Origin of the sequence: Cyanobium sp. CH-040 (assembly GCF_024346135.1) — a bacterium.
In the GTDB taxonomy this organism is placed as follows: domain Bacteria; phylum Cyanobacteriota; class Cyanobacteriia; order PCC-6307; family Cyanobiaceae; genus NIES-981.
Genome location: NZ_JAGQCJ010000001.1, coordinates 446,448 through 460,623 on the forward strand (window position 1 = coordinate 446,448; position 14,176 = coordinate 460,623).

The window sequence follows — 14,176 nt, forward strand, 5'->3', positions numbered from 1 at the left end:
CTGGTGCTCCGCTGGACGGTCGGCTGGAGGAAGGGGCAGGGGCAGCACGTTCCTCGGAGGCTCCGGCTGCACCCTACCGCCGTCATTCGGGCTGACCAGGGGTGGTGAGCAGACGCTCCTGGCGCGCCAGCATCGCCGTCAGGCTGGCCTCGTCGGGATGGTCCCAGCCCAGCAGGTGCAGCAGGCCGTGGCTGGCGAGAAACCGCAGCTCCCGCTCCAGGCCGTGGCCATGCCCGGGGGCCTGCCGGCTGGCGGTCTCCACCGAGATCACGATGTCGCCCAGCTCCAGGGGCTCGGCGGGGCCGCGGCTCCCCGCTGGGTCGTCTTCTGGGTCGGCCCAGCTGGGCATGGGCAGCGGCGGCGTGTCATCGAGCCCCTCGTCCCGGGCGGCGAAGGCGAGCACGTCGGTGGGTCCGTCCTGGGCACGCCAGTCGGCGTTGAGGGCGGCGATCTCGGCGTCGCCCACCAGGCTCAGCCCCAGGCTGTAGGCGGGGGCACGCAGCTGCGGCGGCAGCTCGGAGGCCAGCTGCCCCAGCCAGCCGCTCAGGAGGGAGTGCCAGAGATCCGCCCCCTCCAGGGGATCGAGCCAGGCACCGGCGGCCCGGCGCAGCTCCGGCCCCAGCTCCGGATCGGCTGCGAAGGCCAGGTCAAGGTCGACCGGGGCGGCCATCTCAGCCCCCGGGCAGCTGGGGCCGGCCCAGCCAGGCGATCAGGGTGATGAAGGCCAGGAAGCCAGCCGCCGTGAGGCCGAAGTGCAGCAGGCTCTGACGGCCCTTGCGCACCATGTTGCGCATCGCCAGCTTCACGAAGCTGGGGTTCTCGCCCTGGGGCTCAGGGGCGTTGCCGGGCTCAGTCATCGCCGCCGCCGCCTGAGCCCACCTCCACGCCCGCGTGCAGCAGGCTCTGGATGAAGGGATCGAGGTCGCCGTCCATCACGCCCTGCACGTCGGTGGTCTCGTGCTGGGTGCGCAGGTCCTTGACCATCTGGTACGGGTGGAACACGTAGTTGCGGATCTGGTTGCCCCAGGCCGCTTCCACGATGTCGCCGCGGATGTCGGCGATCTCGGCGGCGCGCTGCTCCTGGGCGATCACCAGCAGCTTGGCCATCAGCAGGGCCATCGCCTTCTCCTTGTTCTGGAGCTGGGAGCGCTCCTGGGTGCAGCGCACGAACAGGCCGGTGGGGATGTGCAGGATGCGCACGGCTGTTTCCACCTTGTTCACGTTCTGGCCGCCGGCGCCGCCCGAACGGGAGGTGGTGATTTCGAGGTCTTTCTCGGGGATGTCGAGCTTCACCTCCTCCTCGATCTTGGGCATCACCTCCACGCCGGCGAAGCTCGTCTGACGCTTGTCGTTGGCGTTGAACGGACTGATGCGCACCAGGCGGTGGGTGCCCTTCTCGTTGCGCAGGTAGCCGTAGGCGTAGCGGCCCTCGATCTCGATCGTGCAGCTCTTGATGCCCGCTTCCTCCCCCTCGCTGAGCTCGTCAACGGTCACCTTCATGCCGTGGTCCTCGGCCCAGCGGGTGTACATGCGCATCAGCATCAGCGCCCAGTCCTGGGCATCGGTGCCGCCGGCACCGGCGTTGATGCTGATCACGGCGCCCTCCTTGTCGTAGGGGCCGCTGAGCAGGCGCTCCAGCTCCCAGCGGTCGAGGTCGGCCTTGAGGCTCTGCAGGCCCCTGTGGGCTTCCTCCAGCAGGTCGGCGTCGGGCTCCAGCTCGTAGAGCTCCAGGGTGGCCTCGGCGTCGGCCACGGCGCCGCGCCAGCGGGCGAGCTGCTCCAGCTGGCCCTTCACCTCATCGAGCTGGCGCATCTTGGCCTGGGCCTGCTTCTGGTCGTCCCAGAAGTCGGGCTGGGAGGCCAGTTGCTCCAGATCCTGCTGGCGGGCTTTCAGGGCAGCTTCGTCAAAGACAGTCCTGGGCTTGGCCCAGGCGGTCGGTGAGCTCGGAGAGGTCGCGCTTGAAGTCGGTGAGGTCGAGCGGCGCGGTGGCGGCTGGGGAGCCGGCGAGGCCGCTGGTGGTGGTGGCGGTCACGGCGGGGCGACGGACAGGGCTGGCTCGACCGTACTCAATGGCGGCCACTTCTAGGATCCGCCCACCTGCTTCGAGGCCCCGCATGGCGGCGAAGGTTGAGATCTACACCTGGCGCTTCTGTCCCTTCTGCATCCGTGCCAAGGCCCTGCTCGACCGCAAGGGGGTGGACTACACCGAGTACGCCATCGATGGCGATGAGGCCTCCCGTGCCGTGATGGCCGAGCGCGCCGACGGTCGCCGCTCCCTGCCCCAGATCTTCATCGACGATGCCGGCATCGGCGGCTGTGACGAGCTGCACGCCCTCGAGCGCGCCGGCCGGCTCGATCCCCTGCTGGCGGCCTGAGGCATGGCCAGCGCCGGAGCGGACAGTCCCGCGGGCGGCGGTGCCCAGCTGTTCGTGATCGATCCGATCGAGCGGCTCAATCCCGCCAAGGATTCCAGCGTCGCCCTGATGCAGGCCGCCGAGCGCGCCGGCCGGCCGGTGTGGGTCTGCACCACCGCCGCGCTGATGGCCCGCCAGCCCTCCGCCGGGGCCGCGCCTGGTGCCGGGGGGCACGGCGCCTGGGTACGGGCCCGGCCGGTGCGCACCCAGCCCTGGCATGCGCTCGGAGCGGCCGAGCTGCTGCCGCTGGAGGCCTTCGCCCACGTGTGGATGCGCAAGGACCCGCCGGTGGACGAGGCCTACCTCTACGCCACCCATCTGCTGGAGCTGGCCGAGCGCCGGGGCGTGCGGGTGATCAACCGCCCCGCCGCCCTGCGGGCCTGGAACGAGAAGCTCAGCTCCCTGCGCTGGAGCCACCTGATGGCCCCCACCCTGGTGGCCAGCCGCGTCGAGGAGCTGGCGGCCTTCGCCGCCGAACACGGCGAGGTGGTGCTCAAGCCCCTGGGCGGGCGCGCCGGCCAGGGGGTGGTGTTCGCCGCCGCCGGCACCCCCGGCCTGGGGGCCCTGCTGGAGCTGGTCACCGCCCAGCAGAGCCTGCCGGTGATGGTGCAGGCCTTCCTGCCAGGCGTGAGCGCCGGCGACAAGCGCATTCTGCTGGTGGACGGCGAGCCCCTGGGGGCGGTGAACCGGGTGCCCAGCGGCGATGAGTTCCGGAGCAACCTGGCGGTGGGCGGCCAGCCCCAGGCCACCGGGCTCAGCGAGGCCGAGCGGGCGATCTGCGCCGAGCTGGCGCCGGCCCTGCGGGCCGAGGGCCTGTTCTTCGTGGGTATTGACGTGATCGACGGCCGCCTCAGCGAGATCAACGTCACCAGCCCCACCGGCATCCGCGAGGTGGAGCGACTCGGCGGCATCCCCCTGGCGGATCAGGCCATCGCCCGGCTGCCGGTGGCCTGATCCCCTGGCTGATCCCCCGGCGGATCCAGCAGCGCCGCCCCGCAGCGGTGGCAGTAGCTGGCCCCGCTCAGGTGCTGCCGTTCGCCGCAGGCCCGGCAGCGCTGGGCCACGGCGCGGGAGGCCTCGCTGGGTGGGTTGCCGGATGGAATGCCGGATGGGTTGCCGGTTCGCCCCAGCTCGGCGGTGACGATGCCGGTGGGCACGGCGATGATGCTGTAGCCCATCAGCATCACGGCCGAGGCTGCCACCCGGCCCAGGGGCGTGACCGGTGCCACATCGCCGTAGCCCACGGTGGTGATCGTGACGATCGCCCAGTAGATGCCCGTGGGAATGCTCACGAAGCCACCGGGCTCGCCCTCGATCACATACATCAGGGCGCCGATGATCACCACCAGGTTGATCATCATCAGCAGAAAGATGAGGATCTTGCGGCGGCTGGCCAGCAGCGCCTGTTTCAGCCGCTCGGCCTCGCGGATGTAGAGCCCCAGCTTGAGAATCCGGAACACCCGCATCAGTCGCAGGATCCGGATCACGGTGAAATACTTCCCGCCGATGGCCCCAAGCCCCAGCAGCGGCGGGATGCTGGACAGCAGGTCGATGATCCCGAAGTAGCTGCGTGCGTAGCGCCAGGGGTGCTCGCTGCAGAGCAGCCGCAGCAGGTATTCCAGGCTGAACAGCCCGGAGAAGCCATATTCCAGCGGCGTGAACACCGCCTGGTGGCGGCTCTGCAGGCTGGGCTCGCTCTCCAGCGCCACCGCCACCACGCTGAGCACAATCACCACCAGCAGCAGCAGGTCGAACTGCTTGCCTGCCGGCGTGTCCGACTCGAAGATGATCCGCTCCAGCCGCCTGCGCCCCACCGTCCGGCGCATCAGCAGGGCCACCGCCAGCAGGGCCAGCAGCAGGACCAGCTGGGGGGCCAGGGTGATCAGGGCCGCCACCGGGCGCTCACCGGACCCTCACCAGCGGCCGGGCACGGGCAGGTTGAGCTGCTGCTGCAGCACCCCCAGCTTCAGGGCCACCTCCTGCAGCTCCCGTTCCACCGCCGAGCCGGGCACGAGACCGGCGCCGGCGGTGAGTTCCAGCTCGCGGCCGCGCAGGATGCCGCTGCGGATCGCCACCCGCAGGTCGGCGTCGCCGGCGCTGTCGATCCAGCCGATCGGCGCCGCGTAGTGGCCGCGCTCGAAGGGCTCCAGGCTGCGCAGCCAGCCCATCGCCTCGCGCCGCGGCAGTCCCGCCACGGCCGGCGTGGGATGGAGGGCGGCCGCGATCGCCAGGGGGTGGCGGTCGCCCAGGGCGGCGCTGATCGGCGTGTGCAGGTGCACCAGCTGGCCATGGCGGGCCAGGCGCGGGTGGCGGCGGCGCCTGGGCTGCAGCCCGGCCCGGCCGAGCACGGCCATGATCGTGTCCACCACCAGCTCGTGCTCGAGCCGGTCCTTGGCCGACCCCAGCAGCTCGTCCCCCTGCTGGCAGGGCGCGGTGCCGGCCAGGGCATCGCTGCGCAGCTGCCCCTGACGCACGGTGAGCAGCCGTTCCGGCGAGGCCCCCAGCAGGGCGGAGTCGTGGCCGCGCTGCCAGAGGAAGCGGCAGCTGCCGCTCTGGTGCCGCCGCAGCGGCGCCAGCAGGGCCAGGGGGTCCGGGGCGCGGTCGAGCCGCAGGCGCTGCCGCACCGCCAGCACCAGCTTCTCCAGCCGGCCGTCCTCCACCAGCGCCAGGGCCTCGGCGGCGGCCTGGCGGTAGCGCTCCTGCCAGCGGGAGCGCCGGATCACGGCAGCCAGGCTGGCGGATGCGGGGAGGCCGATGCCGGCCGCCGCGGAGTCCGCGGCGGCGATCCGCTCCAGATCCCTTGCCTTCTCCCACAGCTCCTCGGCCAGGCTGCGGGCGCTTGTGCCGCCGCCCAGGGGCCGCTGCAGGCGCAGCCAGCACTGCCGGCCGTGGCGGCTGAGCTGCCAGCGCGGCAGCACGGCCTGCACGCCGGGAACACTCCTGTCCTCCGTCTCCAGGGGCGCGTCGAAGAAGCTGAAGGCCAGCAGCAGCCGGGGCCGGGCGTGGCGCGGACAGGGGTGGGCCGCGTCCGCGCCGTCGCCGGTGAGCCGGGCCAGGGCGGCGGTGGCGAAGCGCTGGGCCAGCTCGAAGCGGCGCGGTCCGCTCAGCTCCAGGCTGTTGGTGCGGCCGCTGGCGGCGATGCACAGGCCAGGGGCGCCGTCCCAGAGGAAGCGGAAGCCGCCGCGATCGCCCGAGGGTTCGCCGTCCAGGTGGGGCAGCAGGCTGAAGGGGTCGCCGCCGGCCAGGGGGACCGCAAGGCTGAGCACGCCCTCGTCGTCGAGCCGGCGGGCCTGGGCGCAGGCCTGCTCCAGCAGCACCGAGAAGCTGCTGCCGAAGCCGCCGCCGAAGCCGCCGCCTGCCTGCATCAGTTCGGCCCCGGAGGTCGCCACGCCACGCGGCTTGGTTGAGCTGCTCAAATGTATGGGCACCGCCCCGGCCGCCGCCGCCGGCCCCCATGCCAGAGCCCGAGGTCGTCGCAAGCCGTTACGCCCGCCGGCAGCTCTGGAAGGCGGCGATCAAGTGGCCGATGTACGCCGTGGCGGTGATGCCGGTGCTGCTGGCGGCCGGCTGGCGCTTCGGCCGCGGCGAGCCCGTCCGCGTGGACCAGCTGCTGCTGTTCCTGCTGGCGGCGGTGCTGCTGCTGGCCTGGGAGAACCTGGCCAACGACGTGTTCGATGCCGACACGGGCGTGGACACCCACGGCAAGCCCCATTCGGTGGTGAACCTCACCGGCCGGCGCGACCGGGTGGCGCTGCTGGCCAACGGCTGCCTGGCCCTGGGGCTGGGGCTGATGGCCCTGGTGGCCTGGCGCAGCAGCCCAGCCGTGCTGGCTCTGGTGCTGGCCTGCTGCGGCCTCGGCTACCTCTACCAGGGCCCGCCGTTCCGGCTGGGCTACCGGGGTCTGGGCGAGCCGCTGTGCTGGCTGGCCTTCGGGCCGCTGGCCACCGCCGCCGGCCTGCTGGCGCTGGCGCCGACGGCCCCGGCCGACGCCGCCTCTTCGCTGACCTGGTCCGTGCCCTGGGCGCAGGCGCTGGAGCTCGGCAGCGGCGCCGCCCTGGCCACCACCCTGGTGCTGTTCTGCTCCCACTTCCACCAGGTGGAGGAGGACGCCGCCAACGGCAAGCGCTCGCCGGTGGTGCACCTGGGGCCGTCGGTGGCGGCGGCCCTGGTGCCCTGGTTCGTGGCCGGCACCCTGGCGTTCCAGTGGGCGCCGGTGCTGGTGGCGCCCGATGCCCAGCGCTGGCCGCTCACCGCCCTGCTGGGGGCGATCGGCCTGCCGCCCGCCCGCCGGCTGATCCGGCTGCTCGGTCAGCACCACCACGAGCCGGAGCGGATCAGCGGCAGCAAGTTCCTGGCCCTGCGCTTCCAGGCCCTCAACGGCCTGGGGCTGGCGGCGGGCCTGGCCCTGGGCCGCTGGCTGGGCTGAGCCGGTGGCGGCGGTGCCTGGCAGCGAGCCCGCCACCCCCGGGGGTGCACCTGGCCTGCAGCTCTGCTGGCGTCCCTTCCACCTGCCCCTCCCCAGGCCCCTGCGCACGGCCCGGGGGCTGATCCGCGAAAAGCGCGGCTGGCTGCTGCGCCTGGAGGATCAGGGCGGCGCCCTCGGCTGGGGTGAGGCGGCACCGCTGGAGGGGGAGGTCGGAGTCCTGGCCGCGGCGATCGACGCCCTGGGGGCACTGCACCAGCGGCCGCGGCTGGAGCGGAGCCTGCCGGCCCTGCCGCCGTCCCTCGGCTTCGCCCTGGGGGCGGCGCTGGCGGAGCTGGACGGGCTGCCGCGCCGCCGCTGGCTGCCGGCACCGTCCCCGGCGGTGTTGCTGCCGGCCGGCGCGGCGGCGCCAGCCGCTCTGGCGGCGGCCCTGGCCGCCAGTCCGCCGCCCCCCGCCGCAGGCCCGCTGCCGTTCACCTGCAAGTGGAAGGTGGCCACCGGCGACGACGGGGGCGAGCGGGAGGTGCTGGAGGAGCTGCTGGCGCTGCTGCCACCCGCCGCCCGGCTGCGGCTGGATGCCAATGGCGGCTGGGACCGCTCCACCGCCGCCGCCTGGGCCGCCCGGCTGGAGGATGAGCCGCGGCTGGCGTGGATCGAGCAGCCCCTCGATCCGGCCGATGCCGAGGGGCTGGCGGAGCTGCGGCGGCGGTTCCCGCGCCTGCCCCTGGCCCTGGACGAATCCCTGAGGCGCAACCCCGGGTTGGGCGAGCACTGGAGCGGCTGGCAGGTGCGCCGCCCCAGCCAGGAGGGCGACCCGCGGCCGCTGCTGGCGGCCCTGGAGCGGGGCGCGCCGCACCTGGTGCTCAGCACCGCCTTCGAGACGGGCATCGGCCGGCGCTGGCTGCACCACCTGGCGGCGCTGCAGGCCGAGGGGCCCACCCCGGCTGCCCCCGGTCTGGCGCCGGGCTGGCAGGCCGGGGGCGAGCTGGGCAGTGCCGATCCCGAGCGGGTGTGGCGGGCGGCCGGCCAGGAGAGCGGGCTCGCGAGCGGACCGCTGGGGCCATGAATCCGGAGCTGCTGCACACGGCCCAGCTGGCCCAGGCCTGGCGCCGGGGGCGGATCGTCGGCCTGGCTGGGCCGGAGCCCCGGGAGCAGGCGGCCCTGGCGGCGGCGCTCGGTCCCGGGGGCACGGCGGCGCTGGAGCGCCAGTGGGGACCGGGCGTGGTGCTGGGCAGCGGCGGCAGCCGCGGCGGCGGGGGCGCCGGCCGGCGCTGGTGCCTGCTGCCCCTCGGCCATCTGCGGGCCTCGGCCGCGTCCACCGGTCGCTGGCTGGAGGGGCTGGGGCTGGACCCGGCCGCCTGTGTGCATCTCAACCCCCTGCCGACGCATCACGTGAGCGGCCTGCTGCCCTGGCTGCGGGCCCGCCAGTGGGGGGCGCGGCACCGGCGGCTGGATCCGGCCTGGATGCGGCAGCCGGCGATGCTGGCCCAGGCCGCTCCCCTGCCGGCCGGGCGGCCGGTGCTGCTGTCGCTGGTGCCCACCCAGCTGCAGCGCCTGATGGCGGAGCCAGCCGGCGAGCAGTGGTTGCGGCGGCTGAGCGTGATCTGGGTGGGCGGGGCGCCGCTGCCGCCGGAGCTGGCTTCCCGGGCCCGGGCCGCCGGCCTGCCGCTCGCCCCCTGCTACGGCGCCACCGAGACCGTCGCCATGGTCACGGCTTTGTCGCCGGCGCGGTTTCTGGATGGTGTGGCCAGCTGCGGGCCGCCCCTGAGCGGGGTGGAACTGCGCTGCTCCGGGCCCGAGGCAGCCGTGGAGCTGCGCTGCGGCCGGCTCGTCCCCGGCTGGCTGGAGGCTGGGCAGCTGAGGCCGCTGCCACGGGATGGCGAGGGCTGGTGGCGCAGCGGCGACGCCGGCCGGCTGGGGCCGCAGGGGCTGGACCTGCTGGGCCGGCTCGATGGCGCCATCCACAGCGGCGGCGAAACCGTGTTCCCGGAACAGCTGGAGCAGCGCCTCACCGAGGCAGCGGCGGCAGCGGACCTGCCCCTGCGGGCTGTGCTGCTGCTGGGGGTGGACGATCGCGAGTGGGGGCAGCGGCTGGTGGCGCTGGTGCGCGCGGAGGCGGGTGCCGACGGCGCGGCGTTGCAGGCCCGGCTGGAGCGGATCTGCGCCGGCTGGGCCCCGGCGGAACGGCCGCGGCGCTGGCTGCTGTGTCCGGAGCTGGCGCCCTCGCCGCTGGGCAAATGGCAACGGGGCCGTTGGCAGCGCTGGCTGATGTCGCTAGAAGCGGGGCACGCCGATGTCCGCCACCGCGCCGATGAGCACCTTCAGCGATAGCGAAATCAGCAACAAGAAGCTGGCGGCGGGTCTCACCGGCATCTTCCTGGGCGCCTTCGGCGTGCACAAGTTCATCCTCGGCTACACCAAGCCGGCGATCATCATGCTGGTGGTGTCCCTCGCCGGCGGCCTGGTCACCTGCGGGGTCGCCAGTTTCGTGATGGGCGTGATCGGCCTGATCGAGGGGATCATCTATCTCACCAAGACCAACGCCGAGTTCGAGACCACCTATCTCGATGCCGAGAAGTCCTGGTTCTGAGCCGGGTGCTCCCGCGCTGACTGTCGCGCTGGCGCGGCGGCCTTCGCTGCGCCGTGGGGTCCGTGCGTCCCAGCTGGTGCTGCTGGCAGCGGCGGTCCTGAGCGCCGGGCTGATGGGGGCCGCTCCTGCACAGGGCTTCCAGCTGCCCCTGGCGGCTGTGATGGCAGCCTTGCTGCCCTTGCAGCTGGCGGCACTGTTCTATGTCTTCCGGCGCCCGTAGGGGCCTGACCACTGGGGCCCGGTGTGCCTCAGAGCGGCTGAACCCCCCGCCCCAGGGCTGAGGCCTCCAGCCAGCGGTTTATCGGCTCGGGCAGCGGGCAGCGCCGGCGGCTGGCGGCCTCGATGGCCAGATGGCGGCTGAGGGCGCGGGCCGCTTCCCGCTCGCCGCAGTGAAAGGTGACGTGCAGCTCGAAGCTGCCGGGATCGAGGCGCCGGGGTTCCAGCTGCACCAGCAGGGCATCGCCGCACACCAGCGGGGCGCGGTAGTCGGCCTGGCAGTGCACCACCGGCAGGGCCACGGCGGGCACCGGCGCGGAGGAGCCGGCCGCGGCGGTGGGAAACACCTCGGCGGCGGCGATGCCGAAGCGCTCCAGGCTCTGCTCGTAGGCCTCGTGGCACCAGTGCAGCACCCGGGGAAAGTGCACCACCCCGGCGGCGTCCGTGTCGCCGAAGCGCACCGTGCGCTTGAGCTGCAGCCAGCTGGAGGGGTCCATGGGCGCCATGCTCCCACCTCTGGCACCATGCGCGGAAACCGCCCTCTCCTCCTTGGCCGCCCCAGCCGCCTACGAATCTCCCAGCGTCAGCCGCAGCTGGGAGGCCTTTCTGGCCCACGTGCCCACGATCCTGCTGGTGTGGGTGGCCACGGCCGTGATCAGTGTCCTGGGCGCGGCGGCGTACCTCCTGATCGCCTTCGGCGCGCTGGGCTTCTCCGGCTGGGAGTCCGCCAGTGAGGAGGCCACCGCCGCCGCCTCCCTGTTCGGCCAGCTGGGACAGCTTCCCTTCTCCCTGCTCTCCAGCCTGGTGGGGGTGCTGCTCACGGCCGTGCCGGCGCTGCACTACGCCACCGGCGCCGTGATCACCGTGCGCGAGGCCTTCGCGGTGCTGCTGGCCCGCCCCTGGCGCTATCTGCTCGCCGGGCTGCTGTTCACCCTCGCCACCGCGGCCGGGATCCTCCTCTGCGTGCTGCCCGGCATCGCCGTCGCCCTGGTGACCCCGGTGTACGTGAACCTGATCTTCACCGGCGAGCGGCCGATCCAGGACTGCTTCACCGCCGCCTTCGCCGCCTGCTACGGCACACCGAACGGGCGCACCTTTGTGGGCATCGAATTGCTCACCTGGCTGGTGGTGCTGGTGGTGTCGGTGTGCACCTGCGGCGCCGGGGCCCTGCTGGCGGTGCCGGTGAGCGGCTTCTTCCTGCAGAACGCCGCCTACCACTACGGCCTGCTGCGCTAGGGCTCGGGAAAGGTGGCCCAGCCCAGGCTCTGGCGCAGCACCACCCGCAGGCCCCAGTAGCCCACCAGACCCACGGCCGCCGCCGCCAGCGGCCAGGCCGGCAGCTCCCGGGGCATCAGGCGCCGCTGCCGCACCGCCAGCACCGACCAGCCCACCAGAGTCGCCGCCGCCAGCGGCCCGAAGCCATGCCACTGCAGCGAACCGGTCAGGTCGCCGCGCAGGGCCAGGCTCGTGGCCCGGGTGAGGAAGCAGGTGGGGCAGGGCATTCCCGTGAGAGCCCGCAGCGGACAGGGCCAACCGGGCAGGGCCGGGTGGGCCCCCTTGAGCCAGAGGTAGCCGGTGAGGGCGGCGGGCAGCAGGAAGCCCGCGTGCTGGAGGCGACGCAGGAACCGGCTCAGCGGTCCACGGAGCCCATGATCACGTCGATCGAGCCGAGGATCGCCATGATGTCGGCCACCTTGTGCCCCTTGAGGATGTGGGGCAGGATCTGCAGGTTGTTCTGATCGGCGGCGCGGATCTTGAAGCGCCAGGGGGTGACGTCGTTGTTGCCCTGGATGAACACGCCGATCTCGCCCTTGCCCGATTCCAGGCGGGTGTAGAGCTCGCCTTCGGGGATCTTGAAGGTGGGGGCCACTTTCTTGGCCACGTACTGATAGTCGAAGCCGGCGAATTCGCTGCCCTTGCCCTCGGCCAGGCGGCGGGCTTCCAGATTCTCGGTGGGCCCGCCGGGGATCATCTGGCAGGCCTGCTTGAGGATCTTCAGCGACTCCCGCATCTCCTGAATGCGCACCCGGTAGCGGGCGTAGCAGTCGCCCTCCTGGTCCCAGGCCACATCCCAGTCGAAGTCGTCGTAGCACTCGTAGTGATCAACCTTGCGCAGGTCCCAAGGCACGCCGGAGGCGCGCAGCATCGGGCCCGACAGGCTCCAGTTGATCGCCTGCTCGCGGGTGATCGTGCCCAGCCCCTCGATCCGCTTGCGGAAGATCGGGTTGTTGGTGATCAGCTTCTCGTATTCGTCGATCTTGGGCCCGAACCAGTCGCAGAAGTCGAGGCACTTCTCCAGCCAGCCGTAGGGCAGGTCGGCCGCCACCCCGCCGATGCGGAAGTAGTTGTTGTTGATCAGCCGCTGACCGGTGGCTGCCTCCCACAGGTCGTAGATCATCTCCCGCTCGCGGAAGATGTAGAAGAACGGTGTCTGGGCGCCCACGTCCGCCAGGAAGGGGCCGAGCCAGAGCAGGTGGTTGGCGATGCGGTTGAGCTCCAGCATCAGCACGCGGATGTAGCTGGCGCGCTTCGGCACCGGTACATCGGCCAGCCGCTCGGGGGCATTCACCACGATCGCCTCGTAGAACATGCCGGCCGCGTAGTCCATGCGGCTCACGTAGGGCACGAACATCACGTTCGTGCGGTTCTCGGCGATCTTCTCCATGCCGCGGTGCAGGTAGCCGATCACCGGCTCGCAGTCCACCACGTCCTCGCCGTCGAGGGTCACCACCAGCCGCAGCACCCCGTGCATCGAGGGGTGATGGGGGCCGAAGTTGACCACCATCGGCTCCGTGCGCGTCTCCAGCTGCGTCATGGGGGGGCCGAGGGCTTCAGGCGTTGGTGCCGATCTTAGGTAGGCAGGGCCGGCGCAACGTCCGTGGCGGCGAAGTCGCCGCCCTTGAACAAGAGAGGGGCGTTGAGGGCCTTGGCCAGGCCATAGCTGAAGCAGTCGCCCAGGTTGAGCCCCGCAGGGTGGCGCCCCTTGCCGTAGCGCCGCCAGCCGGCAAGGGCCCAGTGCACGTGCAGTTCCTCCAGCGCCATGGGGGTGATGTCAGCCCGGCTCAGCAACAGATCCAGCTCGCCCTGGCCCGCCTCGCCCAGTTGCCGCTCCACCACGATCCGGGTCTCCAGCAGGGTGGCTGTTGAGATCCGCTTGGCGACTGGTTGCCTGAGACAGTCCACGAATGGGAGGGCCTCAGGTTCCACCTTGAGAATCGCCAGCAGGGCCGAGCTGTCGATCACCATCGCCGTCACACCGGCAGGCCGTCGTCGTCGTAGAGCTCGGCCTGGAGCTCGGCGCTGCTGCGCTGGTCGGGCCACCGCAGCCGCTTGTAACGCTGGAGCAGCTCCAGCAGCGCCGCTTTCCTGGCGCTGACCTCCTGTTCAGCGGGGTCTGGGCCAGAGCGCTCCAGCTCGGCCCGCAGGGCCTGGCGCACTGCGTCGGTCACCGTGGTGGAGCGACGAGCCGCCAGCTCCCGGGCCATGGCGTGGACCTCGGGGTCCTTGATGTTCATGCCCATGGACCCCAGGGTAGAAAAGCAAACCGATTCTACCGTGCGGTGCGGGTTGAGGATGGCTCCATGGCCGATGCCACCACCCAAGCCGCCACCCCTGCAGAGGTCTTCGACCATGTGCCCGTGCTGGCCGATGCCGTGCTGGCCGGCCTGGCGCCGTTGGCCGAGCTGCTGGCGGCGCGGCCCGGTGGCGGCGGCACGCTGATCGACTGCACCCTCGGCGGCGGCGGCCACAGCGGGCTGCTGCTGCAGGCCCATCCGGGCCTGCGCGTGGTGGGGCTGGATCAGGACCCGAGCGCCCGTGCCGCCGCCGCCGAGCGCCTCGCCCCCTTCGGCGATCGCGCCGCGATCGTGCCCACCAACTTCGCCGCCTACACGCCGGCCGAGCCGGCCGTGGCGGTGCTGGCCGACCTGGGGGTGAGCAGTCCGCAACTGGATGTGGCGGAGCGGGGGTTCAGCTTCCGGCTGCCCGGCCCGCTCGACATGCGCATGAACCCCGAGCGGGGCGAGACCGCCGGCGCGCTGATCGACCGGCTGGAGGAAACCGAGCTGGCCGATCTGATCTACGCCTATGGCGAGGAGCGGCTGTCGCGGCGCATCGCCCGCCGGATCAAGGAGCAGGGACCCTGGGGGGATCCGGGTCCCGTGGGATCCCCAGCCCGCCGCGACACCGCCGAGCTGGCCTATGTGGTGGCCGGCTGCTACCCGCCGGCGGCGCGCCGGGGCCGCATCCACCCGGCCACCCGGACCTTCCAGGCCCTGCGCATCGCCGTCAACGACGAGCTGGGGGCCCTCGATCGCCTGCTGGCGGAGGCCCCAGACTGGCTGCTGCCGGGCGGTCTGCTGGCGATCATCAGCTTCCATTCCCTCGAGGACCGGCGCGTGAAGACGGCCTTTCTGAGCGACCCGCGGCTGGAGCGCATCACCCGCAAGGCGATCCAGGCCACGCCCGCGGAGGCCGGGGCCAACCCCCGCAGCCGCAGCGCCCGCCTGCGCATCGCCCGGCGGCGGCCATGAC

18 protein-coding genes are annotated in these 14,176 nt (G+C 72.7%); 8 read left to right on the plus strand and 10 right to left on the minus strand.

Translation table 11 applies throughout. The annotated features are described in order from the left end of the window. Positions 1–82: 82 nt before the first annotated feature. From ybeY to prfB, 3 genes are all read right to left on the minus strand, one after another. Positions 83–670 carry an rRNA maturation RNase YbeY gene (gene ybeY / locus KBY90_RS02310; RefSeq protein WP_254966786.1) on the minus strand — a complete coding sequence of 196 codons (588 nt, stop codon included), beginning with the start codon at positions 668–670 and terminating at the stop codon, positions 83–85. Between the two features lies 1 nt (position 671). After that, positions 672–857 carry a DUF3285 domain-containing protein gene (locus KBY90_RS02315; protein ID WP_254966788.1) on the minus strand — a complete coding sequence of 62 codons (186 nt, stop codon included), beginning with the start codon at positions 855–857 and terminating at the stop codon, positions 672–674. Then, positions 850–2,032, minus strand: a protein-coding gene (gene prfB, locus KBY90_RS02320; RefSeq protein ID WP_254966790.1) for a peptide chain release factor 2 whose coding sequence is annotated in 2 segments (ribosomal slippage) — positions 850–1,905 and positions 1,907–2,032 — 1,182 coding nt in all. Because the reading frame shifts where the segments join, the coding sequence is not laid out codon by codon here. Before prfB ends, KBY90_RS02315 begins: the two co-directional genes overlap by 8 nt. An 82-nt stretch (positions 2,033–2,114) precedes the next feature. On the opposite strand from prfB, the gene grxC reads away from it, so the two are divergent. Next, positions 2,115–2,375: a glutaredoxin 3 gene (gene grxC, locus KBY90_RS02325; RefSeq protein WP_254966792.1), complete on the plus strand. Its 261-nt coding sequence runs from the start codon at positions 2,115–2,117 to the stop codon at positions 2,373–2,375. A 3-nt stretch (positions 2,376–2,378) separates the two neighbouring features. After that, positions 2,379–3,368 carry a glutathione synthase gene (gshB, locus tag KBY90_RS02330; protein WP_254966795.1) on the plus strand — a complete coding sequence of 330 codons (990 nt, stop codon included), beginning with the start codon at positions 2,379–2,381 and terminating at the stop codon, positions 3,366–3,368. Here gshB and KBY90_RS02335 read toward each other — a convergent pair. Together KBY90_RS02335 and KBY90_RS02340 are read right to left on the minus strand one after the other, a co-directional pair. After that, positions 3,338–4,309, minus strand: a complete 972-nt coding sequence (locus KBY90_RS02335; RefSeq protein WP_254966796.1) for an ion transporter — start codon at positions 4,307–4,309, stop codon at positions 3,338–3,340. The two genes, gshB and KBY90_RS02335, sit on opposite strands and share 31 nt — an antisense overlap. An 18-nt stretch (positions 4,310–4,327) precedes the next feature. Continuing rightward, entirely contained in the window at positions 4,328–5,779 is a 1,452-nt protein-coding gene (locus tag KBY90_RS02340; protein WP_254966935.1) for an isochorismate synthase MenF, read from the minus strand. 89 nt (positions 5,780–5,868) lie between these two features. Here KBY90_RS02340 and menA point away from each other — a divergent pair, with 89 nt between their 5' ends. The 4 genes from menA to KBY90_RS02360 are packed head-to-tail and all read left to right on the plus strand — an operon-like array spanning position 5,869 to position 9,427. Continuing rightward, positions 5,869–6,840, plus strand: coding sequence for a 2-carboxy-1,4-naphthoquinone phytyltransferase (gene menA / locus KBY90_RS02345; RefSeq protein ID WP_254966797.1), 972 nt, complete (start codon positions 5,869–5,871; stop codon positions 6,838–6,840). A gap of 4 nt (positions 6,841–6,844) precedes the next feature. Continuing rightward, positions 6,845–7,903, plus strand: a complete 1,059-nt coding sequence (locus KBY90_RS02350) for an enolase C-terminal domain-like protein (protein ID WP_254966799.1) — start codon at positions 6,845–6,847, stop codon at positions 7,901–7,903. Next, complete coding sequence (locus tag KBY90_RS02355) at positions 7,900–9,168, plus strand: AMP-binding protein (RefSeq protein ID WP_254966800.1); 1,269 nt, start codon at positions 7,900–7,902, stop codon at positions 9,166–9,168. The genes KBY90_RS02350 and KBY90_RS02355 overlap by 4 nt, the downstream gene beginning before the upstream one ends. Further along, positions 9,149–9,427, plus strand: a complete 279-nt coding sequence (locus KBY90_RS02360; RefSeq protein WP_254966801.1) for a TM2 domain-containing protein — start codon at positions 9,149–9,151, stop codon at positions 9,425–9,427. Before KBY90_RS02355 ends, KBY90_RS02360 begins: the two co-directional genes overlap by 20 nt. Before the next feature lie 248 nt (positions 9,428–9,675). Here the strand turns inward: KBY90_RS02360 and KBY90_RS02365 are convergent, their stop codons facing one another. After that, positions 9,676–10,140 carry a thioesterase family protein gene (locus tag KBY90_RS02365; protein WP_254966803.1) on the minus strand — a complete coding sequence of 155 codons (465 nt, stop codon included), beginning with the start codon at positions 10,138–10,140 and terminating at the stop codon, positions 9,676–9,678. Positions 10,141–10,192: 52 nt separating this feature from the next. On the opposite strand from KBY90_RS02365, the gene KBY90_RS02370 reads away from it, so the two are divergent. Then, positions 10,193–10,879, plus strand: coding sequence for a hypothetical protein (locus tag KBY90_RS02370; RefSeq protein ID WP_254966804.1), 687 nt, complete (start codon positions 10,193–10,195; stop codon positions 10,877–10,879). Here the strand turns inward: KBY90_RS02370 and KBY90_RS02375 are convergent. From KBY90_RS02375 to KBY90_RS02390, 4 genes are read right to left on the minus strand one after another with little or no spacing between them, the layout of a single operon-like run. After that, positions 10,876–11,265 (minus strand): DUF2752 domain-containing protein, encoded by a 390-nt coding sequence (locus tag KBY90_RS02375; RefSeq protein ID WP_396122501.1) that lies wholly within the window; start codon positions 11,263–11,265, stop codon positions 10,876–10,878. The genes KBY90_RS02370 and KBY90_RS02375 overlap by 4 nt on opposite strands. Before the next feature lie 8 nt (positions 11,266–11,273). Beyond that, positions 11,274–12,458 (minus strand): NAD(P)H-quinone oxidoreductase subunit H, encoded by a 1,185-nt coding sequence (locus KBY90_RS02380; protein WP_254966805.1) that lies wholly within the window; start codon positions 12,456–12,458, stop codon positions 11,274–11,276. 35 nt (positions 12,459–12,493) lie between these two features. Further along, on the minus strand, positions 12,494–12,889 hold the full coding sequence (locus KBY90_RS02385; RefSeq protein WP_254966806.1) for a type II toxin-antitoxin system VapC family toxin: 396 nt from the start codon (positions 12,887–12,889) through the stop codon (positions 12,494–12,496). Between the two features lie 5 nt (positions 12,890–12,894). After that, positions 12,895–13,164: a type II toxin-antitoxin system VapB family antitoxin gene (locus tag KBY90_RS02390; protein ID WP_254966807.1), complete on the minus strand. Its 270-nt coding sequence runs from the start codon at positions 13,162–13,164 to the stop codon at positions 12,895–12,897. A gap of 60 nt (positions 13,165–13,224) precedes the next feature. On the opposite strand from KBY90_RS02390, the gene rsmH reads away from it, so the two are divergent. Then, a complete protein-coding gene (rsmH, locus tag KBY90_RS02395) occupies positions 13,225–14,175 on the plus strand; it encodes a 16S rRNA (cytosine(1402)-N(4))-methyltransferase RsmH (protein ID WP_254966808.1) in 951 nt (316 codons plus the stop codon). The last annotated feature ends 1 nt before the right edge of the window (position 14,176 follow it).